This window comes from Lentisphaera marina, from assembly GCF_028745505.1.
Classification (GTDB): domain Bacteria; phylum Verrucomicrobiota; class Lentisphaeria; order Lentisphaerales; family Lentisphaeraceae; genus Lentisphaera; species Lentisphaera marina.
Genome location: NZ_JAQZZL010000002.1, coordinates 313,449 through 335,916 on the forward strand (window position 1 = coordinate 313,449; position 22,468 = coordinate 335,916).

At 41.7% G+C, this 22,468-nt stretch carries 19 protein-coding genes; all 19 read right to left on the bottom strand.

All coding sequences use genetic code 11. From position 1 onward, the window contains the following. Positions 1–252 precede the first annotated feature (252 nt). Complete coding sequence (locus tag PQO01_RS21655) at positions 253–624, bottom strand: GtrA family protein (protein WP_420792920.1); 372 nt, start codon at positions 622–624, stop codon at positions 253–255. Next, entirely contained in the window at positions 621–1,547 is a 927-nt protein-coding gene (locus PQO01_RS12380) for a glycosyltransferase (protein ID WP_274314345.1), read from the bottom strand. The genes PQO01_RS21655 and PQO01_RS12380 overlap by 4 nt, the downstream gene beginning before the upstream one ends. Positions 1,548–1,865: 318 nt before the next feature. Then, positions 1,866–2,333 (bottom strand): type II secretion system protein, encoded by a 468-nt coding sequence (locus PQO01_RS12385; RefSeq protein ID WP_274314346.1) that lies wholly within the window; start codon positions 2,331–2,333, stop codon positions 1,866–1,868. 310 nt (positions 2,334–2,643) lie between these two features. Further along, positions 2,644–3,153: a type II secretion system protein gene (locus tag PQO01_RS21550; protein WP_337994453.1), complete on the bottom strand. Its 510-nt coding sequence runs from the start codon at positions 3,151–3,153 to the stop codon at positions 2,644–2,646. Between the two features lie 747 nt (positions 3,154–3,900). Further along, on the bottom strand, positions 3,901–5,781 hold the full coding sequence (locus PQO01_RS12395) for an O-antigen ligase family protein (protein ID WP_274314347.1): 1,881 nt from the start codon (positions 5,779–5,781) through the stop codon (positions 3,901–3,903). Further along, positions 5,774–7,357 carry a glycosyltransferase family protein gene (locus PQO01_RS12400; RefSeq protein WP_274314348.1) on the bottom strand — a complete coding sequence of 528 codons (1,584 nt, stop codon included), beginning with the start codon at positions 7,355–7,357 and terminating at the stop codon, positions 5,774–5,776. Before PQO01_RS12400 ends, PQO01_RS12395 begins: the two co-directional genes overlap by 8 nt. Beyond that, positions 7,358–8,680 carry a hypothetical protein gene (locus PQO01_RS12405; RefSeq protein ID WP_274314349.1) on the bottom strand — a complete coding sequence of 441 codons (1,323 nt, stop codon included), beginning with the start codon at positions 8,678–8,680 and terminating at the stop codon, positions 7,358–7,360. Next, entirely contained in the window at positions 8,677–10,116 is a 1,440-nt protein-coding gene (locus tag PQO01_RS12410; protein ID WP_274314350.1) for an ABC transporter ATP-binding protein, read from the bottom strand. Before PQO01_RS12410 ends, PQO01_RS12405 begins: the two co-directional genes overlap by 4 nt. Next, entirely contained in the window at positions 10,109–12,007 is a 1,899-nt protein-coding gene (locus PQO01_RS12415; RefSeq protein ID WP_274314351.1) for a heavy metal translocating P-type ATPase, read from the bottom strand. The genes PQO01_RS12410 and PQO01_RS12415 overlap by 8 nt, the downstream gene beginning before the upstream one ends. Before the next feature lie 2 nt (positions 12,008–12,009). Then, complete coding sequence (gene hflK, locus PQO01_RS12420; RefSeq protein WP_274314352.1) at positions 12,010–13,026, bottom strand: protease modulator HflK; 1,017 nt, start codon at positions 13,024–13,026, stop codon at positions 12,010–12,012. Between the two features lies 1 nt (position 13,027). Further along, a complete protein-coding gene (locus PQO01_RS12425) occupies positions 13,028–13,909 on the bottom strand; it encodes an SPFH domain-containing protein (protein ID WP_274314353.1) in 882 nt (293 codons plus the stop codon). 4 nt (positions 13,910–13,913) lie between these two features. Next, positions 13,914–15,761 (bottom strand): SPFH domain-containing protein, encoded by a 1,848-nt coding sequence (locus tag PQO01_RS12430; RefSeq protein WP_274314354.1) that lies wholly within the window; start codon positions 15,759–15,761, stop codon positions 13,914–13,916. Beyond that, positions 15,761–16,711, bottom strand: coding sequence for a hypothetical protein (locus tag PQO01_RS12435; RefSeq protein ID WP_274314355.1), 951 nt, complete (start codon positions 16,709–16,711; stop codon positions 15,761–15,763). Before PQO01_RS12435 ends, PQO01_RS12430 begins: the two co-directional genes overlap by 1 nt. A gap of 109 nt (positions 16,712–16,820) precedes the next feature. Then, the gene (locus PQO01_RS12440) at positions 16,821–17,210 is read right to left on the bottom strand and encodes a type II toxin-antitoxin system VapC family toxin (RefSeq protein WP_274314356.1); all 390 of its coding nucleotides are present in this window, start codon (positions 17,208–17,210) and stop codon (positions 16,821–16,823) included. After that, positions 17,194–17,433 (bottom strand): type II toxin-antitoxin system Phd/YefM family antitoxin, encoded by a 240-nt coding sequence (locus PQO01_RS12445; RefSeq protein WP_274314357.1) that lies wholly within the window; start codon positions 17,431–17,433, stop codon positions 17,194–17,196. Before PQO01_RS12445 ends, PQO01_RS12440 begins: the two co-directional genes overlap by 17 nt. Before the next feature lie 130 nt (positions 17,434–17,563). Next, complete coding sequence (gene lpdA / locus PQO01_RS12450) at positions 17,564–18,964, bottom strand: dihydrolipoyl dehydrogenase (protein ID WP_274314358.1); 1,401 nt, start codon at positions 18,962–18,964, stop codon at positions 17,564–17,566. Between the two features lie 10 nt (positions 18,965–18,974). Next, positions 18,975–20,303, bottom strand: coding sequence for a dihydrolipoamide acetyltransferase family protein (locus PQO01_RS12455; RefSeq protein ID WP_274314359.1), 1,329 nt, complete (start codon positions 20,301–20,303; stop codon positions 18,975–18,977). A gap of 9 nt (positions 20,304–20,312) precedes the next feature. Beyond that, entirely contained in the window at positions 20,313–21,290 is a 978-nt protein-coding gene (locus PQO01_RS12460) for a pyruvate dehydrogenase complex E1 component subunit beta (RefSeq protein WP_274314360.1), read from the bottom strand. A gap of 8 nt (positions 21,291–21,298) precedes the next feature. Beyond that, positions 21,299–22,261 (bottom strand): pyruvate dehydrogenase (acetyl-transferring) E1 component subunit alpha, encoded by a 963-nt coding sequence (gene pdhA / locus PQO01_RS12465; protein ID WP_274314361.1) that lies wholly within the window; start codon positions 22,259–22,261, stop codon positions 21,299–21,301. Between the last annotated feature and the right edge of the window lie 207 nt (positions 22,262–22,468).

Sequence of the window (22,468 nt, forward strand, 5' to 3'; positions counted from 1 at the left end):
CTTCATGGCTCAAATAGAGGGAGGCGAATGTACTTAAAAGGATTTGTACAGCCGCATAGAATTTATAGTTTTCACTGAATAATTGCAGGAAGTTCAGAAATATGGGGTAGCCGCTCGAGCGTATCGCATGAAAATTAAGATATCCCGGAGTGTCAGGTTCAAAGCATATGTTAGTGCCAGGAATTAAGTAAATATAAATAATATTGAGAAATAAACTGCTGTATATCATGGGTTTAAAGCTTAGTTTATCTTTCATTTTCCTTCCTTAAAAACAAGATATTTAGCTCCTAGAAAGTTCCAGATTAAGGCCGAGGCTGATGCAATGGCGAGTGCAAAAAATGGAAGTAATTCCTTGTAGATAAAGAATGAATATATAGCCAAATTGATGACAAAACCAGTGCTCTGTACAGAGAGATAAGCACAGGCTTCATTTCGGGTATTTTTTTTCTTTTTAAAGACGTATAAGCGGTTCAAACTCCATGTACCTAAGACAGCAATAAAAAAAGAAAGTAGTCTAGCATAATATGGGCCTAGAAACTTAAGGAAAATTTGTAGGATAGTTGCATCAATCAAAAAACCAATAGCACCAACAATAATGAATTTGCTAAATTGTCGTATGATCATTCTATGTGGATATTTAAAGCTTTATGCTCAAGGTATTTTAATCGTTTATTTTCTCCAGCAGCTTCTTTAACAGCATCGAGAATTAAGCCACAGACCAAGAAAATGAAGGATATGATCATCAAGCCACTTGCAAGAACGGCAGTAGGGAGTCTTGGGACCAAGCCTGTTTGTAGAAAATCTATGATAATTGGTATACCTAAAATGATTGAAACTATACTTAAAAGTAGACTAAAACTTCCATAAAAAAATAATGGACGATGAATTCGAGTAAATTGAATGATTTTCAAGAGGATTTTACATGCATCTGTGTAAGTATTTAGCTTAGAATGCGATCCTTCGGGTCTTGCACCATATTTAGTTTCAATTTCTTGAGTTGGTAGACGTAATTGAAGTGAGTGGACGGACAGCTCAGTTTCAATTTCAAATTCTTTAGAAATAGCAGGGAAAGTTTTGACAAAGCGGCGTGACATGACTCGGTAACCTGAAAATATGTCTTTGAAACCATTACCAAAAATATTTCTGACAATACTGTTAAATAATTTGTTGCCAAATTGGTGTCCTATTCGGTATGCTGACTGTCCTTGGCTCATACGTATACCAACAACCATGTCAAGTTGATCCTTAAGTAAGTGGTCGATCATTTTATTTACAGCAGAGCTTTCATAAGTCCCGTCACCGTCAGCCATGACGTATATGTCGCTTTCAATTTCAGCAAAGGCGCGACGGACAGCATTACCTTTTCCCTTATTTTTTTCAAAAATAACTTGAGCCCCTGCGTGATGCGATAATTCGGCGGTCTTATCACTAGAGTTATTGTCTATAACATAAATTGTTGCATGTGGAAGCTGTTTTTGAAAGTCCTGTATAACTTGAACAATAGCGACTTCTTCATTGTAACATGGAAGGATGATAGCAGTCTTCATGAAAGATTTTACCTAGCAGAGATTAATGATCGACATAAGAATATGCTATTATAGAAGCCTTATTGTTGCTCTGCTAGTATGATAAGGTATATAAATACAAGATCTAGATAGATATAAGATATTTTCATGTAAAACACCTAGGAATACAGGATGCTTAATAGTCCCCTTTCTAATAATTGATCAATATCGCAATACGCAATTTAGTACTACAGTAGGAGGAGTTTATTTTCTGAAAAAAATGTTACTTTGATAAAGGACTTTGTATATCATATGAAATATTAGTTACAGCTATTATACAACAATTCATGCTGTGCAAACTTATGGGCTAGCTTCACCAGATTCAACATGACCATCTGGGTAGAGCTTGTTAACTTCTTTACCAAATTTATGAACATCAGCATCTTCGATTAAGATTGTGTTGTCATCTGTTAAAATATCTCCCCATTGCCAATTGTTTCCAGTAGTTATATTATGGAAACTATCAGAGTCGTTGCCTTCTTTACTTGCTGGGCAAGATAAAAATTGATTCTCAAACCCGATGGTGGTGGTCCATAAGTGACTTGAATTAATTTCTGTTTTGGCGTTAACAAAAGGCATAACGTCATCAGGGCTATCAGAAAAATAGATGCGGAAAGAATTGCCTAGATTCCTGATGTTACTCTTACAGTTTGTTTGTTTAGCTTTATCACGAGCTTTTGCCAAATTAGGTAAAATCATGGAGGCTAGGATGCCAATAATAGCAACGACTACAAGGAGTTCTATAAGTGTAAATTTTATATTTTTCATAGGTTGATTTTACTAAAGATGTAGGCCATTGTCAATGGTCTCCTCATCTTATTAATTAAAAATTAATAAACCCTATTGATTTAGTATTGAAGGCTGCTTTACGCATTGATCACCGCTTTCATAAGTGATAATTTATGGGTTTAGTCTCAATAAAGCTTTCTGAGATGTCAGATTGGAACCACTTATTTCCGCTGATTACCCCTGAATTTCAATAAGTAGTGCTCAGAGGAAGAGGTTAGTCCGAAGATAAAAAAAGCCTGCCTCCGAAGAGACAAGCTTTTTAAAACTTAAGTTCTAAATTAGTTTAGAATTAGAGTTCGCCAGCAAGTTGACCGATGCGATCAGTAGCAGCTTCCACGTGGCCATCACCAGCAAGTACATTTGCTTTACCGCCAGATTTATGGTAATCTGAAGTGCCGTTCGCAGATGCGTCTGTTGCAATACGAGTTTGAGGGTCTTCTACAGCGGCAAAAGTGTTCGCGCTAACATCTGTGCAGATGGAATAGATTTTAGCTGTTGCAGCTTGGGCTGTATTACGCTTAGCGTTACAAGATAGAGCACCATATTCAAGCTCCCAAAGTAAGCCTGGTGAGCCAGCAGTTGCGCTCTCTTGGAAATATGTGGTGAAAGTTGGAATGTTGGTTTCTGAACCATCTGAGAAGTACATGATCATAGCTGTACCAATTTGCTTGAGGTTGTTAGTACAAGTTTTTTGCTGTGCTTTATCACGTGCAGTACCAAGAGCTGGAAGGATCATGGCTGCAAGAATACCGATGATGGCAACAACAACGAGGAGTTCGATAAGAGTGAATTTTTTCATTTTGTTTTTTCCTTTTTATGTTTTGGATTATTTAGGACATTTCCATTCTAGGAAAAAAAAAGGCTCAGCGCAAGGGGCTAAATATCTTTTTTTTAAAAAAAGTTAAGTTTTCTTTGTTTTAAGGGTGAAAAGGGGGCAGAAGTTGGGATAATTTTGAATGAGAAGAGGTGAACCAGGGATCGAGCAGGCAGGAGGTTGGGGATGATTTTGAATTTTGAATGAGAAAAGAAGAGAAGGGGGGAACCACGGATCGAGCAGATAGGACAGATATGGGAGAAATAATTTTTAATTTTGAATTATAAAGAAAAGTATTAAGACACTGAGTAGACGGGAAGGCATAGAGTGAAGTTTAAAGATCGCTACGCTGCAAGATCGTTCGCAGGCTCCCTGCAGATCACTCACTAGGTGAGCTGCAGAACAAGAAAAGCTACGTGGCGGGAAATCGAGGAGAGCAGAAGGGATGATTGTGAATTGTGAATTGTGAATGGGGCAAGGTACTAGGGACGAAAATAAATGATCTGTTTTATCTGTGGTAGTCATTTTTTTAAAGATAAAATAGTTATCCACGGATTAGCACTAATTAACTGAGAGGGAGATGGTGGAGGAAGGCGTCAACTCAGGCTCCCGGCCGTTAACTCAGGTCGCAGACCGTTAACTTAGCGAAGCGTCCTGTTAGGCCCTCGGCCGTCAACTCAGCACCGCGCCAACTCAGCGAAGCGTCAACTCAGGTCGTAGACCGTCACCTTATTACTTAAGCGAATCTAAATAAAATTTTTGCCAGTGGGGGTCCTTGGGTAGTTTGAAGCCGTTAATTAAGGTCTGGAGTGTCTGTTTTATTTCGTGATCATTGTTATTTTCACATGCTTGGAGATAATGATTCAAGAGGATAGAGGTCTTTGTGTGGTATTGATCTCTGTAGTGCTGTTTTTCGCGTAAGCGCTCTAAGGCCAAAGTTTTATATTTTTGTTCAGATTCTGGGAAATATTTTTGTGATAGGGAAATGATTGTGGGGTAACGCTTCAGGTCCCAAGAGCGATTTAGGCAACTACTTTCATAACTTATATAAGCTTGTTTGAGTACGTGCTTACGGCTAGCTTCATCATTTTGTTGATAAGCGAGTTTCTCGAATAATTTACCTTGCTCATGGAGTGTCATGTTGTAATAGGGGTAGGAATTAACTATGGGCTCTAATTTATTCCATGCCTCGTGGAGTTTACCCAGATGGATCTCTAAGCGTGCACAGTGATAGGCGTAAGATATTTCCTGGGGATCTAACTCATGAGCTTTTTGTAAGTGGTATAATGCTTGTTGAAGTTTTTCGGGTTCGGCAGTATGTGAATGATCATCTGCTTTTTTGAAATGCCAGGAGGCGAGTGTTTTTTGACTGAGAGGGAAAAGGAAGCCAGTCAGTAATGCAAAAGCTAAAAGGAACTGCCACTTTTTTATCGATCTACTTGATGTTTGTTTTATGGCAATGAACTCTTTGATACTTTGAGCAAGGAATATGAAAAATAGGAGTAGTGATGCTCCATGATGCAGGGTTTTATCTAGGAGACCTAGAGTGAATAAGATTAGGCATAGACCTAAAGGGAGTGAGAATCGCTTTTCTTTAAGCGAAGTGAACAAGATTAATATCAAGAGAGCTAGAAATAGAAGTGTTAATGGAATGCCTCCCTGACTTGCCATATGAAAAATTTCATTGTGGGGGTGCTCATAAATAGGAGCACTATCGAGGCGGATGTTCAGCTCATCGCTGGGGTAATTCGAAAACTTTGTAATGAACTGTCCTGGGCCATGACCCAGAATAGGAGCATCGCTGATCATCTTAGCTGTGTCTTTAAGTAGGGGTAGGCGGATGTCTTTGAGGCTGAGGCGCTGAAGTTTATCCTGAAAAGTAAAAAACAGAGCGAAGAATGATAAAAGGGATAAAAAGCAAAGTTGAAGACGCTGTTTTGGAAAGCGACACAGTAGGAAGTAAAAGATAAAAAATGCAAAGGCAGGGATAAGTGCGCGGGTTTGGGTTTTGTAAAGAATTAAAATACAAATGCTAAGTATGAAGATTATAGTAAGACTGAGGATGAGTTTTCTATTTTTCGAGTCTGCTTTTTTAAGCAGGGCAATAGTGTAAGCGCTTAAGTAAATAGAAGAGCTGGCAATAACGGCACTAAGCCAATTTTGGTTACCGTGAATCCCTACTTTCTGATTAAAGAAAAAGCAGGTGAAGGTATTAATGATTACTAAAAAGCAAAGTGGAATCCACAAAGGGAATCTTGGTGATTGCTTAAAAGCAGAACAAAGTGCTATGGGACAAATGAAATAGGAGAAAAGATGCAAGGATGGCAGGAGTTGGGAGCCATTAAGATAGGAGGAAAGGCAAATTAGTAAGAAGGAGCTTACTAAGAAAATCTGTATTTTTTTATTCTTTGGTGGGTACAAGACTAAGTATGAGAGGCTCAATAAGGCACATGCAGATGAGGTGAAAAACTCAAAAGAATGAACTTTATCGCCCATTTCTGAACCATAAGGTGAAATTAAGGCTAAGGGGAATTGAAGAAATAAAAGTCCAGAAATAGAGACAAGTAAAGTGAGGGTGATTTTATGTGGGACTTGTGATTCAGTCTTAATCATTCTTATCTACTTCAATAATGGCACAATCGGTAGAAACTTTTGTCACCTTTTGTTGAGTTGTCGCTTTTAAGAAAGTTTCCAAGCTATCAAGTTTTTTAGTGTCCTTACCATATAGACTAATTTTTGCCGACTTTTCTATATCTGTGAATTTTGGAAGTTTAGCAGAGGAATTCCCATACTCTTTTTGATAAAGTCGATACATTAGCATAGCTCTATTTCGTAAGCCCATGGACATTTCATGATTGAGAGCCTCTGCAGATTTATAACTTTTAACTAATAGCGATTCTATAAGTGCACGTGTTTCCTTAAAGGTGCTCGATTTTAAAGTTTTAAGCATAGAACCCAAGATGAATTCTTCGAAAGTTAAATCTGGCTGTCCACTAAAACTTTTATAAATTGAAAATAATTCACGTGAGGCCTGTGCCTGGTTCATATTATAGCAGATGCCTATGGCACGTGTGATAAAAGTATCATGAGATTTACGTGTTTTGCGGTCAGGTTTTGATATTAGTAGCTTGTCATAGTAATGGTGGATAGTGGGTAGGGCTTGGATATTTGTCGTACGAATAAATGAATCATTTTCTTGATTGTAGATAATTTTTCCTTCGTAAAAATTATCAATCATTAATCCAACCGACATACTTGTGTAGTTGATATTTCCTGTTATGTAATCTTGAAAAATATCTTCAGATCCCCAGTACAGAGCTGTGGCAATATGAGAGCGCCAATCAAAGGGACCAAGTTCTTCATCAATTTCAATCATGCGTAAAATATCAAATTTAAGGTCCTGCTCAATTTTATTTCTTTTATAATAGTAATACAAATTAGTAACAGCTGAAGTGACTGTGGGCATCTGTTCTTCAGCAGGTGCTTTGCCTCCAAAAAGGTAGCCAACATAATTGATATTTAGTTGTGGCGGATTTTCTTTAAAATCGTAAAGGTTTATACCATTAGTTTTTGCGACTTCAGCAAGTTGGTCGAGGTAGGGGCGCGTTTTTAATTCGGCTAATGAGCTAGCAGCTTTACGTAAACGTTGTAATTCAGAATAATCACCATCATCAAAATAATTTAGCATTAATTTTGTCCATTCATTTTTCATGAATAATGAATTTTGATCAGATTGTTGAATTTTATGACTGATGGTGCGCATGATTTCGTGACGAATTTCAGCATTATCTGGATTGTACTTTAAGCCATCATCACGCATGAGTTCTATACCTCGTAAAATCCATTGCCAACGTTCCTCGGGACGAGTGTAGGAGGCTGCGACATTGAAAGATAGGGTGAAACCCTGGAAAGTCCAAATGGAAGGGTAGCGCGGCTGTATAGCGGTTATCATACGGGAAAGTTGATATGATTCCATATATTCTTTTTTATCTTCTTTTTCCATGGCGCGCCATAAGAGGCCAGAGCTTATGACTCCTTTGAGAGGCCCTAGAGCTATACTTGTAAGAGCAAGAGTGGGGGGGAGGTCCTCATTGAGGATGACCATTTCTTGTTCATTTTGTTTCCTTTCCAAGTAAGTTTGATTGAAAAAAAGTCCAAAAAGAAAGATGAGTGAGAAAAATTTCTTCATTTAAACCTCTAAAATGGAAAGTTCTTTTTTATTAAAGAGGTAGATGCCTAAGATACTGACAATAATACCGTATATGATTGTAGCAGGTAACCAATTGCCCCACAGAGTTTCGTTCTCAATAAGGCGATGGTATGCGAGGTTTTCAATTACTGGTGGAGCTTGAAGACCTTTAGCGAGCCATAATAAAATTTCAATCGTTTTGGAGGCAATGATGGTGCTCATGGGAGGTTCATATATAAATAGCATGTCCTTAGCAATATTTTCAAAAAACATATGTGAAAGTGAAATGAGGAAAAGAGCAAAGCTTGTAAAAGTTGCAGTCGCAAAAGTTAGGGCGGTACCACAAGTCATGCCCAAAAGAATAAATACCGAGAGGTGAAGGTTATGAGAAAGAAAGGCTTTATATAAATTATTTTTATAGTTTGAACTTGAGTAAAAACAATGAATACCATTGCTTCGCTGTATTTTCACAGTGCCATTATGTAGGTTAGTAATTTTGATAAAGAACTGCCCATTGGGCGGTATGGCCGAACTGGGGATTTCGAGGTAGGTTTTCCTTGCTTGAGAACTTTCATCCTTGAGTGAAAAGTTTGCGGGAGCATTTACTTCGGGAAGGATGTCAATTTGAAAATTAGCTTTTTTACCGCTAAAAAAGGGACGGAAATAGAAAGTGAAAAATTCTATGTTTGGGCGCATACCAAAGTTGAATTCATAGATTTTAAATTTTTGGCTAGAAATATTTTGAGCCTCATTGATGACTTTTAGGTGAATGGCATTCCATATTTCGGGAGGCATGCCCGCTTGCAGTTTGCCGCCCCGCTCCTTAACTGCTTTTATAATAAGATCGTAATCACTGAGGAATTCAGGTTTAACTTCTTTTATTGGAGTTTGGGCTTGTTCGTAGAGGGTATTCTTTTCTTCAATTGAGAAATCTTTTTGGTAGAAATAAGAAGCACCGATAATACTTAGGTACAAAATCGAAAGTAGGGAGAAGGCAATGAGAAAAAGGGCAAGGGCTTGGCCTAGCCAGATGTTAAGTCGACTCAAGGGGAGTGAGCAGAGTTGATGGATATTTCGCGAATCGATTTGTCGACGTATGGTGAAGCAGGTTAAGGCAATGACGGCAATACTCAGGAAGGTGTAAGTGATACTGAATGAGTAGAGAACACGTACCTTGAGTTCATCAATTAAAACACCATTGTGTTTTGTTGAAAAAAAAGCAAAGAGGCTAATGGCGATGATCAGGGCAGCTAGTCCTTTGATACTGCCATTTCTCAATAACAAACGCAAACAGAGTTTACAAACTGTTAAAGTTTTTTTCATGCGCGATGAATATACTTATTTATTTTTTTCATTTTGATGGAGATTTGCTCGTTTTCGCTGAGGTTTAACTTAGGGACGGGAGGGAGTTTAGTCTGAGCGGAAGTGTTTTTTATTTGTTTTTTGGGCTCAGACAATTTTGAATTTTGAATGTTTAATTCTGAATGGCTTTTAGTCGCCCCTGCACTTGAACCTGAGTTGGCAGTTGGCAGTTGGCAGTTGGCAGGTTTTTTGGTCTTGTCTTTGGCTGGGAGCGCAGGCGTCCCGCCTGTATTTTCTTGAGTTGTCTTGTGATCCGAATGGAATTCGGTGCTCCCAGGCTTTTCTAATTTTGAATTTTTAATGTTTAATTCTGAATTATTAGCTAGATCAATTTTTTCTACATTTTCTTGTGGGATTTGTGATTCAGCTTTTTGTTCTTTTGAATCAGTCTGTGTTTCATTTAAAATTGAAAATTCATCATTATCAATTGCTTCACCTGACTCCTGACTTCTGACTCCTGACCCCTGTGTTTCCTCTTCATCCCTTAGGTACTCTGCTACACCTGAGCCTGCGGCTGCACCTGAAGTTGAATCACCTTTAGCAGTAGACGTACGGACGAGGTTAAGGAAATAATCTTCGAGGCTTTGATTGGGTGATGTGATATTGATGCTGGCACTCGGCAGTTCTGACTTTAATGAAGCCAAAGTTTTTTGAAGAGTTGCTTTACTTACATTGGGGAATTCAAGACGAGTTTTATCTTGATCCTGGAGGAGCTGATTTGCTTTACCACTGGATTGAACGGTACCACCAAAAATCATTAGTAGATCATCGGCGACGTCTTCGACATCTGCGAGCAGGTGGCTTGTAAGTAAAACAGTTTTGCCACGCTGGCCAAGAGTGAGGATGAGGTCTTTGACTTCACGGCAGCCTACGGGGTCGAGGCCCGCGGTGGGTTCATCGAGAATGAGGAGTTCGGGATCGTTGAGAAGGGCTTGCGCTAAGCCCATGCGTCTAGTCATGCCATGAGAGAATTGTCCAACTTGACGATGGATGGCATTTTTTAAGCCTACCATCTCGAGAAGTTGTTCTGTGCGAGTTTTAATTTGCTTTTTGTCGAGTCCTAAGATCTCACCAAAATAATGCAAGGTTTCAGTAGCAGTCAAATTTTTGTAAAGGTAGGAGCGCTCAGGTAAGTAGCCCATTTTTTGTTTAATACTGACATCGCGTGGGTCTTTGCCTAAAACTTGGATACGGCCTGCTGTGGGGTAGAGATGGCCAAGGATGATTTTTAGAAGGGTTGATTTGCCGGCACCATTAGGGCCGAGTAAGCCAAAGATACTTCCCTTTGGAACAGTGATATCAATATTTTGAATGGCTTTAACTTTGGGGCGCCCCCAAAAATCTTTAAAAGTCTTTTGTAAGCCTGCACCCTTGATTAGAAAATCTTCATTACTCATGGCTATCTCCAGATAAATTTTCACCTTGGCGTACGAGACGTGCTGAATTCATAACCACAGCAAGTGAGCCAACAACCTGAAATGCTGCCGCAATAACGGGTTGCAACATACCCATGGCGGCGAGGATCATGCCTCCCAAAATAATAAAAATACCGAGGGCAAGGTTTTGTAAAACGACTGAGCGCATGGCGCGAGAAAGTTGTGTAAGGAACGGCAAGCGGTTGAGGTTATTATTCATCAAAGCAATAGAGGCGGACTCCACGGCAATGTCACTACCAGCGGCACCCATGGCAATACCTATGTCGGCAGTTGCGAGGGCAGGGCCATCATTAACACCATCACCCACGAAAACGACATGGTAGCCTTTTTCCTTAAGGGCTGTTAAATGTTTAACTTTGTCTTCTGGGGAACATCCACCATTGCGCCCATTGAGGGCAAGTTTCGATCCTACGTGATCAACTACTGATTGACGATCACCTGAAACAATACCTAGGTAGCGAATGCCGCGATTTCTGAGATCCTCTAAAGTGTCGGCTGAATCAGGGCGTAAAGAGTCTGAGAGACCGAGCCATCCAGTGGGAATACCATCAATACTGATATAAAGCAAACTCATGCTTAGGGCAATATCATCCAGGGCAGCATCGAAGTATTCGGTGTTGATATTATTATCTTCCATCCATTTTAGATTACCGGCAAGAATAGTGTGACCATCCCATTCGGCACGCATACCGCGGCCGGGTTCTTCGTGGAGGTGATCGGGGTGAACTTCTTCAAAACCTGCGTCTTCCGCAAAACGTCTAACCGCACGTGCAACGGGGTGTGAGCTTGCGGACTCCGCAATAGCGGCGGCTTTTATGAGTGAGATTTCATCGCCTTCTTGAAGGGGAGCGACGAGCTCTACAGAAAGTGTTCCCGAAGTGAGTGTACCCGTTTTGTCGAACATGAAAGCATCGGCGCGAGCCATAGATTCGATATGATTGATATCTTTGATGAGGATGCCTGAACGTGCAGCAGCTGAGAGTGAAGCTACAATAGCCGTAGGTGTAGCCAAAATAAGAGCGACGGGACAGGCGATAACTAAAGCAGCAGTTACTCGCATGAGGGTGTCGCTCGCATGTGGGTTAAAGTAAAGGATAAGAGCAGTAGCAGTGAGGATAATGGGGACATAAAAGCGCACGTATTCATCGATCATACGGACAAAGGGGAGTTTAGTTTGCTCAGCATTCATGATAAGTTCACGTACTTTGCCAATGGTGGTGTCTTTACCTGCACGAGTAACGCGAATTTCTAAAAGACCATTGAGGTTGACTGTACCCGCAAAAACGGCGTCGCCTTCTTGTTTATCAACGGGAAGTGATTCACCTGAAATGTTGGCTTCATTGATGGAACTTTTACCTTTTGTGATATCACCGTCAGCAAGAATGTTCTCGCCAGGGGGGATGCGAATGATGTCGCCTTCGCTCAGTTCAGTTGGTTCAACTTCAGTGACTTTGCCCTCTTTATCCAAGCGCATCGCTTTGCCTGGTACGAGTTTGGCTAATTTTTCGAGAGAAGCTTTGACGCCTGAGGCCGTTTTGTTTTCAATGACGAGGGAAATAAGTAAAAAGAAGGCGATGGCTGCCGGAGTAGTGAAGTCTTCAGAGCCCACACAGCTTGCGAGGACCGCAATGATCGCGAGCTCATGCATTTTTCGATCGCCAGCTTTAAAGTCTTTGAAGACAGTTGCTACCAAAGGGATAAGCATAATGATCGTGGCAATGAGCCCACTGAGAGAAGCTAAAAAGAGTTGGTCTTGCACGAAATAACGGAAAACTTGCGCATTGATGATGAAAAGTAAGCCTGCACCTGCCCAGATGAGGTAGCGGTAAGATGAATTTTCTTTTTTAGACATGATTATTTCTTGAGCTCCCCTTTTTTCTGGAGTGGACGGCGAGGCATAGATAGTCGTAATTCCGTATCATTTGGATTCGTGAAGTAAACCGCTTCGAGGTCGGGCATTATCGAGGCTATTTTTTCTCGGAGTAATAATTCTCGGGTCATTTCAGGAGCTTTATCATAGAGGCTCTTGAGTTCGAGAAAAGTTTTGAGCAGCGCATCCGATCTGGCTTCAAGTCCAGTTGTGTCAATATCAGCTTTGGACACGATGTTAGCCGCTTGGCTTTCTCCTTGGTTGATTGTTTGACTAGCATAAGTTTCGGCTTCGTTAATGAGTTTGGAGGCTTGGTTGGAAGCTTGGCTCAAGGCGTTGGTCTCCTTTCTAATTTGTAGAGGGAAGGAGGGTTTGAGTTCGAGTGAGAGGATTTCGATGCCGAGGTGCATTTCGGTAATGCGTTTATTAATGAGTGATAGTGTACTTTGTGAAAGGTCTTTTTGCTTGCGAGCTTCAGTGATGTTACGTACTGAAACGGTCTTTAAAAGAGCGTTGTCTAAGAGTTGATGTAGTAGTTTTTCTAGGTCCTCATTATCAAAAAGGTACTTGGGCAAGTCATTGATCGTGTAGCGCAAAGTGGATTCACAGTGCAGGATATTCATGTCAGCCGTGAGCAAGTAGCCATCTTTGCCGGGAATGAGGGCTTTGTTAGGTGTACTTTGAATGATTTTATCAGCTTCATTTATTTCTGGGCTGAAAGTATTTGATTTGATACTACGTGAACTCGATGTCTTAATTTTAATGACGGAATCAAAGGGGTAGGGCCAAGCAAAGACAAAGCTGGAGTTATTTTCTGTGGTTGATTTGAGCTTGCCAAACTGCAAGACCACAGCCTTTTCATTTTTATCAATACTTTCGACCCCACTAAAAATGAAGCCGATGACGAGTAAAAACATCGTGATGCGAATAAAGATAAAAGTTGTCTTTAAGGCATCTTGCAGGGAGGATAGGCCTCCTTTCTCTGTGTTTTCTTCGGACATTCTATTTAGACTCAGCTTTTTGTGGTGCTTTTAAGACATCGTAGATAGGAGTGTTGGGATCGATGAAAAGGGTGGTGTCGTAACGAGAGACCTCTCCAAGGGCATCTAGTTTTTTAAGGAAAAGGATGAAGTCGCTATATTCTAGATGTTTTTCATATTGCTCGGTGATACTGACTAGACTAGTGCCTCTCTTGCGGCGGGCTTCAGCTTCTGCAGATGCAAGGAGTTTAGCTTTTTTAGTGTCAGCCTGATCGCGCATAACTTTAGCCTCAGACTCTGCTTTAGAAAGTATGAGTGAGGCTTCTTTATTACGCTCTTCTTTCATTCTGGCTAAAATGCTTTCTGAGTTACTGGCAGGGATATTGAAACTGGTGATTCCGACAAAGTCAAAAGTGATACCATAGTTACTTTGAGTTTTGTTGTTAAGCGCTTGAAGAAGTTCTTTTTCACTTGAGCTCATGCCTTTGGTTGAGAATAATTCTTGGCGTGTTTTCGAACGAAGAGTACTTTCCTGATTAGTTTCAATGAGGGACTTGAGAGTGCTTTTGGCTTCGGTGAGACTGCCCAATGAGTTGCGGAAAGCCAATGGGTCAGTGACTCTCCAAGTGGCGGCAACTTGAGAGGAGAGTAGGATGTCATCACTTGTGGGGATGTCTCTTGCAGAGCCGGAAAAGATTTGTCGCTTGGTGTTGATGATGCTGGTCTTGGCCATGGGCCATGGTAGTTTGAAGTGTAATCCGGGCTTGTTTTCGAGCTCTTGTTTTCCCATAGCAGTAATGACTGCCGCTTCGCTTTGCCCAACGCTGTAAGAGCACATAGCGACAAGCATAACAAGGCATATGATGAGGGAGAGAATAAGAGGAGTTTTTGAGGATGTTTTCATGAGTTTACTCCGTGATGTCGAGGATATTGGGTTGCGGTTTTTTTAAATCGAGGTCAGCAATTTTCTTTTGTTCTTTAGTGAACACGACTTTGCGAACTCCGCTAAGGTGTTTAGTGAGGACTTCGATGTATTCAAATTGTGTGTAAAGATCTTTGTATTTTCTAAAGGCAGCAAGGCGTGTTTCAAAAATTTCACTATCCGCTTTACTGAGGGCCTCGCTCATTAAAAATTTGGACGTGGATTTATTAATGATGTCACTTTCTTCACTAATGGCACTGAATTCAGAGGTCTGAGCGTAGGTTTTGGCCTTGTCGAGTTCGAGACGTGCCTTTTCTTGGGCGTCGAGTTTCTGGTTCCAAGCTTCAGCAATAGCTGGATGCGGTTGGAAATTCAATACCTCAATGCTGATGATATCAACTCCTAATGGGCTATTACTATTATTCATGGTTTTGAGAATCGCCGCTTGCAGTTCTTGTGCGAGTTCAGTTCTAGAAAGTTTATAGAGTGCAGAGAAGTTTCTATCTAATAAAGTGCGTGTTAGTGCCCTGCTAGCCATGGTTTTGAGCTGTTCTTGAGGGTTTTCGAATTGAGCCCAGTGCAATACTTTTTTCGAATTGATTTTGTAATTGATTTGGGCATTGAGAACTACCAAACCTGTAGTGTTAGAACCCTGTCCTCCTGTTAAGAAGACGCTAGCTTGATAATCTGTATTGCTCCAAGATTTGTCTTCGAGGAAGGCGCGTTTTGCTTTTTCTTTATCGCTACGGATATCGGGACCCATGGTGAAGTTGAGTTGATGGATTTTTGAAGTTTCGAATCTCTCAACTGAGGATAGGGGATAGGGAAGTGTGAAGTGTAGGCCTGAGGTGCGAGTCTCAGTTTTTCCTGAACCACTAATGATGGCTGTTTGCCCTGGGGCTACGTAACTTAAAGAGGAAAATAGGATTAGTAAAATGATTTGTAGACTGGCAAAAGGGATGAGAATTTTGAAGAGGAAGCCTTTGATGATTTCTTCGGATATGCGGAAGCCGAATTGGTACTCCATGACATCGGAAAGGTTGCCGATGAAGCCGCTTGGGCGACTGAAGATTGATAAGAGGCGGCTCTCATATACAGGGGATTCATCTTCGTTGGCTTCGCGAGGTCTATACATATCGAGCACCCACAGTAAGAGGCGTTCAAAGGCTAGGATGAAAATGACGATAGCTAAAGTTTTGTTAGCATGGTCAATCCACTGGAGGTGATTGTAGTTGGCTAGTAGTGATGCGGATCCCGCAACTAAGCAAGCAAAAGAGAGGAATAAAAGTCGCCCAGATGATGGACGTATGAGGCTGGCTTTTTCTCCGTAGGCAACGCCCGCAAGGTATTTGCCTGTGGCAAAGAAAATGAAAGCTAAGCCAAAGAGCAAAAAGCTATTGAGTAAAAAGGGGTTAGAGCCTTGTTCAGGGAGTTTGAGGTTTTCTGGGACAGTTAAATTGAAAAAATAAATGGCGCCAGTGAACTCAATAGCAGAAATGATGATTAGGAAGAGTGGGATGATGAGCTTGCGGAATGACTCCAAGTTTTTTTGCTGGGGTCCAGTAAATTCTTCTTCGTCATCAGAGAAAATATTGTCTTCTACGGGGCGGTTCTCTAAATCTTGCTTCTCTATCTCCGCTCGTGAGCAAGATCCGGCGTGAAAGTAAGCCAAGAATGAGATGAGTGCAGTCGAAAGTAATGCGAGACCTGTTTGAAATACGGGTCCAAAAGAATCTTCAGGTGACTTATTGATAAGCAAAGCAACAACACTGAGGAGAAAGAAGCTGCCAAGTGCGGAGAAAAGAGCAAGTTTTTGTTGGCGTTTATAGGTCATTAGCTATTTCCATTAATTTCGCGTTTCTCAAAAATACCTATGGCTAAGCAAAGGTAAAGGCCACAAAGCAGGAGGGATTGGCTTAAGCAGGATAAAATGTACTGAATATTGATTTTGCCTTTGAGGGCTAAGTGATCTAGGATCCAGTAATTCTGCCAGTTCGGAACGACGCTGAGGCTAAGAGTTTTGAGTTTTTCGTAGGGGATGATGCTTTCTATTGCGTAGGCACTGAAGAGGCCTAAGAAAAAAATGAGAGCTCCGGAGAGAAGAACAATGGGGGTGTCAAAGCGTACGGCGCTAGGAAGTAGGATCCCAGAGAATGCGAGGGTTGCAAAAAAGAGTAGGAGCAGGGCTTGGAGGCCGAGGAAATCCATGTCGCCAGGGTATCCAAATACAAGTCGTAGAATTAAACCAATTACCATGGCTGCAGGAATGGCTAGAGAGGTAAAAAAGGGGAAGCTCTTATTGAAGAAAGCTTGGCGAAAGGCGCCAATGGCGGGGCCCGCAATAACAGCAATCACGTATAAAGCCAGACTCGAGTAAAGGATGTCGGCGCTATAGTGAACGATTTCGCTAATCCAAAGATAAGCAGCTGAGAGAGAAATAAAGAATAAAAATTGCGAGAAGATTAGGCCGCAGAGTTTGCCAAGTAAAAAAGTGTTGGCAGAAATGGGGCGGCTCATCATGATGTCACCCGCACCGCGTTGGATGTCGTCAGTGACAGTTTTGATTGTTGAGAAAACGACCCCAAGACAGCCAGCAATAAAAACGAAGCTAAGGCATTGGTCACGAACGAAGCGAACATGGGAAGCTTCGCTGAGACTGGGTAGGCAGGCAAGCACGAGCATGACTAAAAGGGAGCCAATCTGTAGGACTAAGTAAAAGGGGTCCGAAGCAGCATTTTTTGCTGAGTTAAAAGTAACTGATTTGATTTGCTTAAGGCTGAGCATAAAAAGCGTGTTTTATTCCTGTAGAATTCGAGTTCGCTTATTATACTTAAGTTTGACACAAGCTTCAATAGAAAAAGTTGATTTGTTTGATAAATCTTAGTGAAAATAATCACCAAATAATATCGACTTCTTTGTAAAGTAAAAATTTTTCATCGCAGGAAATGATTTTCATTTTTTCTGAAGAGGCCGATGAAATGATTAATCTATCAAAGGGGTCATTGTGATGAAGTTTTAAATTTTGATAGTTTAAAATGTAATTCAGTTCGATGTCGAGAATTTTGATATTATTTTTGATAGCGGATGAAATCAATGATTCTAAAGGTTTTTGTAAGTGTAGTTTGCCAATATTGATTTTTATTGCCATCTCCCATATACTTGCTTTGCTTAAATAGATTTCATTATTTAGATCTAAAAAAGATGTGATTGCAAGTTCACTTAATTTGTCCATACGATTCGTGCCGAACCAAATGAAAGCATGAGTATCAAGAAGGATATTCATTTTGTTCTTCGGCTACAAGATAATCATCCATTCCTGGGATTGGGTCGTCGAAATGCTCCATCTGGACGTCACATTCGAAAAATCCCAAGGATCTACTGTTTTTGAGAGGGCTGAGTTTGGCAATAGGTTCGCCTTTTCTGGCAATGATGATTTCCTTACCTTGTTCACAAAGTTTTAGTAACTTTGAGAGCTGAGTTTTTGCCTCGTGTATATTTACATTCATATTTAGAGAACTTAGTCTGTTTACTTAGCTAAGTATACAGCCCATTCGGAGTTTAAGCAAATTTTTATTGTCTGGGTAATAAAAAAGCCTCTCGGTGAGGAGAGGCTTTTTTGAAGACTGTATAATAAGTCTAGATGTGGATGGCTTTGCCTTGTGAATCCATGGCGCACTCCATAACCGCTTCGGAAAGAGTTGGGTGAGCATGTACAGTGTGAGCAATTTCTTCCCAAGTAGCTTCGAGCTTCATAGCGAGTCCGAGTTCAGCAATCATTTCGGTGGCGTCGTAGCCAACAATGTGAGCACCAAGCAATTGATCTGTACTTGCTTCGAAGATGAGTTTAACCATGCCTTCAGGGTGACCAACACCGTGAGCTTTACCCGATGCAGTGAAAGGGAAGCGACCGATCTTGATATCTTTGCCCGCAGCTTTAGCCGCTTTTTCAGTAAGTCCAACGCCAGCAACTTGTGGTTGGCAGTAAGTACAGCCAGGAATTTGGCCGTAGTCAACACCGTGTTTAGCTTTGCCAGCAATATGATCGACAGCGACTTCGCCTTCGGCAGAAGCTTTGTGTGCGAGCATTTGACGGCCAGCGCAGTCACCGATGGCGTAGATGTTTTCGTTAGAAGTCTGTTGGAATTCGTTAACGAGAATATTGCCACGTTCATCGAGTTTTACACCAGCGCCTTCAAGACCAAGGCCGGAGGTATTTGCACTCATGCCAACGGCAACGAGAACGCGATCTACTTCTAGTTCAATTTCTTTGCCTTTGGCAGTTTCAAGGATAGCTTTAACTTTACCTTTTTTGATAACTTCAAGTGACTTAGTTTTCGTCTTAGTGTAAGCGTTGATACCTTGTTTCTTGAATTCAGCTTCTAGAACTTTTGCGGAGTCCGCATCTTCTACCGGGAGAAGCTGATCAGCCATTTCCACTAAGTGAATTTCTGTGCCGATTGCATTAAAGAAATAAGAGAATTCTACACCAATTGCACCAGCACCAATAACAAGCATTTTTTTAGGTTGCTTAGTTTGCTCTAGAGCTTGGCGGTAAGTGATGATGTTTTCGCCATCGACAGGGAAGATTGGGATCTTAACTGGAGAAGCACCAGTAGATACAATCACTTTGTCAGTTTCGATGTGGCGTGAACCTTCTTCATCAGTGACTTGGATAAGGTTGGAAGCAATAATTTCAGCAGTGCCTTTAATGTGTGTAACTTTGTTTTTCTTGAAAAGAAATTCAATGCCACTTACCATTGTGCTGGAAACGCCGCGCGAGCGTTTAACAATGGCTTCGAGACTAGCTTTTGCATTTGAGCAGGAAAGACCAAAGTCTTCTGCGTGCTTCATTGATTGGAAAACTTCAGCAGATTTTAAGAATGCTTTTGTAGGAATGCAGCCCCAGTTTAAGCAAATGCCGCCGAGTTCAGCTTTGTCGATACAGGCAACTTTGAGTCCTGCTTGGCCTGCTTTAATGGCAGCAACATAACCGCCAGGTCCTGCACCGATGATAACTACGTCAAATTTTTCAGACATTTGGATCTCCTTAAACGATGAGTTTGGCTGGGGTTTCAAGATAGTCTTTCAAGGCATTCATGAATTCAGCTGCAAGAGCACCATCAATAACGCGGTGATCGCAAGTGATAGTCATTTTACAAACTTTAGCAGATTTAACTTCGCCGTTGACGAGTTTGAGTTCTTCTTGAGTTCCGGCTACTGCGAGGATCGCAGACTGAGGTGGGTTGAGTATAGCTGTGAAGCTATCGACCGCACCAAACATACCAAGATTTGAGATTGTGAAAGAACCGCCTTGGTATTCTTCTGGGCTCAAGCTGTTTGAGCGTGCTTTGCCAACGAGTGATTTAACATCTTTAGAAATTGATGCGAGACCTTTGCTGTCAGCTGAGCGGACAATTGGAGTGATGAGACCATCTGGGATGGAAACAGCAACAGAAATATCCACGTCATTGAATTGAACAATTTTGTCGCCTTGGAAAGCTCCGTTCATAGCGGGAAACTTAGCGAGTGAGAGGCCACAGGCTTTAACAATGAAGTCATTGATAGAGATACGCACGCCTTCCATTGAATTGATTTGAGCGCGTAGATCCATGAGGCGATCCATCTCGATCTTAGTGGTGAGATAGATGACCGGAACACCAGCAGAAGCCTGAACCATGCGGTTAGCAATTGCTTGACGCATCTGTGTGAGTGGAATATCAGTAAGTGATTCACTAGCACGGTTAACGTAACCGACTAATCCAGAGCCACTCTGAGCTTCAGATGCACCATAGCCATTAGGAAGTGTTTCGATGTCATTGAGGACAATGCGATCACCAGTAGTTGCAGGTTTTACAGCTGCGAGATTGATGCGCTTAGCTTCAGCGAGTTTACGAGCTGCAGGAGATACTTTGATATCTTGAGCAGAAGGACTAAGTGAGCCGACGCCAGGGATTTCAGCAGGGGGAGCAGAAACAGGAACAATTGTTGCTGTGACAGCACCGCCACTCACAGGAGCTTTTGGCGCAGAGCTTGCAGTTGTTGTGTCTGAAGATTCTTCTTGAGCTTCTTCTTCGGGTTCTGCAGCAGTTTCTTCGGCAAGTGCAGCTTCAAGGTCCGCTGAGTAATCTTCGTCAGCTTCTTCAGTAAAGACAGCAATAACTTTACCTACAGGACCAGCGCCACCAGCTTCGAGGATGATTTCACGGAGGAAACCTTCTTCGAGGGATTCATAGTCAACAGTAGATTTGTCAGTTGCGATACTCGCAATAACCTGACCAGATTCGATTTCGTCGCCTGGCTTAACTTTCCATTCTGCAATGGTGCCTTCAGTCATTGTCGGGCTTAAGCTAGGGAGGGTAATCATGATAGTAGACATGTCTTACTCCTATTTATAAAGTGATTTTTTTGCAGCGGCAACGATGTCTTGGACATCAGGAAGTGAAGCTGCTTCAATATTTTTCGCGTAAGGAAGTGGGTTTTCGCCCTGGCTTACTCGAATAACGGGGTGATCTAAGTCGTCGAAGCACATCTCGTGAATGAGTGCGGATACTTCCGAGCCAAATCCACAGAATTTGTGGCCTTCTTCGGCAACAACAAGACGCTTAGTTTTGCGAACTGAGTCAGCGATGAGATCAATGTCGAGAGGCTTGATTGTACGGGGATCAACAACTTCAGCACTAATGCCTTCTTTAGCTAAGATCTCTGCAGCTTCAAGTGCAAAGCCGACTTGACGGAGGTGAGCACAGATTGTTACGTCAGTACCTTCGCGTTTGATGTCGCCTTTGCCGATTTCGATGAGGTATTCCTCTTCAGGAACTTCGCCCATGTCGCCATAAAGCATTTCATTTTCGAGGAAAATGACGGGGTTGTCATTGCGAATGGCTGCTTTGAGTAAGCCTTTTGCATCATAAGGAGTTGATGGCGCCATAACAATGAGACCGGGGATATGAGCATAAAAACTTTCGAGATTGTGTGAGTGCTGGCAAGAAACTTGAGCGGCCGCACCAGAGGCGCCACGCATGACGATTGGCACAGAAAATTGTCCGCCCGTCATGTAGTACATCTTGGCTGCATTCGAGATGATTTGGTCAATGGCGACAAGAGAAAAGTTCCAGCTCATGTATTCTACGACAGGGCGTAAACCCATCATGGCAGAACCAATGCCGAGGCCAGTGAAGCCAGCTTCAGTAATTGGAGTGTCGCGAACACGTTTCTCGCCAAATTTGTCGAGTAAACCTTTCGTTACTTTGTAAGCACCATTGTATTCGGCAACTTCTTCACCCATGATGTAAACTTTTTCATCACGGATCATTTCTTCTTCGAGAGCTTGATTTAAAGCTTGTCTAAATTCAGTAATTGGCATGTTTTACCTCAAGCGTAAACGTGGTTAGTGAGTTCGTCCATTGGAGGCCATGGAGATTCTTTAGCGAATTCGAGAGCGTCTTTTACTTCCGCTTTCATTTCTTTGTCGAGTGCTTTGTAACCTTCTTCGTCAATCCAACCCTGTTCTTCCATAGATTTATAGAAGCTGTTGATGGGATCTTTTTCTTTCCAGCACTTAACTTCGTCTTTAGTACGGTAGAGGCCGGCATCAGAAACTGAGTGGCCTTGGTAGCGGTAAGTTGTAACGTTTACGAGTGCAGGACGACTGTTCTTTTTGCAATCGGCAATGATTTCGCCAAAAGCTTTGTAGGATGACTCAAGGTTCATGCCGTCGACTTCGTAACCTTTCATTTTGTAGGCAGCTGCGAAGTCAGATACTTGTGGATTAGCTAGGGCGCGATCATTGGCCGTGCCCATGCCGTATTGGTTGTTTTCGCAGATGAAAATCACCGGAACATCCCAGAGAGATGCGAGGTTTAAGCTTTCGTGGAAAGTTCCTTGCATGGATGCACCATCGCCAAAGAAAGTAAGAGCAACGCCTTCCTTTTCTTCATATTTCAGAGCAAAAGCAGCGCCGAGTCCGATGGGGATTTGTCCGCCAACGATACCGTGACCGCCAAGGTAGTTATTTTTCTTTGAGAAAACGTGCATTGAACCACCTTTACCGCGAACGCAACCAGTGATTTTGCCAAACATTTCCGCCATAACTTCTCTTGAAGTCAGTCCGCCGATGAGGCCTTGGGCGTGGCAACGGTAGGAAGTGATGTATGCATCGGTTGGAGTGAGGTGCGCCATGGCGCCAACTGCAACAGCTTCTTGACCGATATATGTATGGCAGAAACCTGTGATGAACTTCTGCTGGTAGGATTTAAGGCAGCCTTCTTCAAAACGACGCACACGAATCATTTGTTCGAGCATCTGAAGGGCTTTTTCCTTGCCAATATTTTTCATATTTGACCCTATTACTATTTTTTAAAAGTTTTTAGCTGTTTATGACACTGCTTGAAGCTAGACATAAACCTATTTTACAGCATCTTATATACTCTGAGTTTAATGAATTTCAATCCCCTCATCCGTTTATGTAAATGAATTGATTGCTTTTACAATTTTGTATGAAAAATTCTAAGTGTTTTACCCAATTTTGATGATTTAATTATA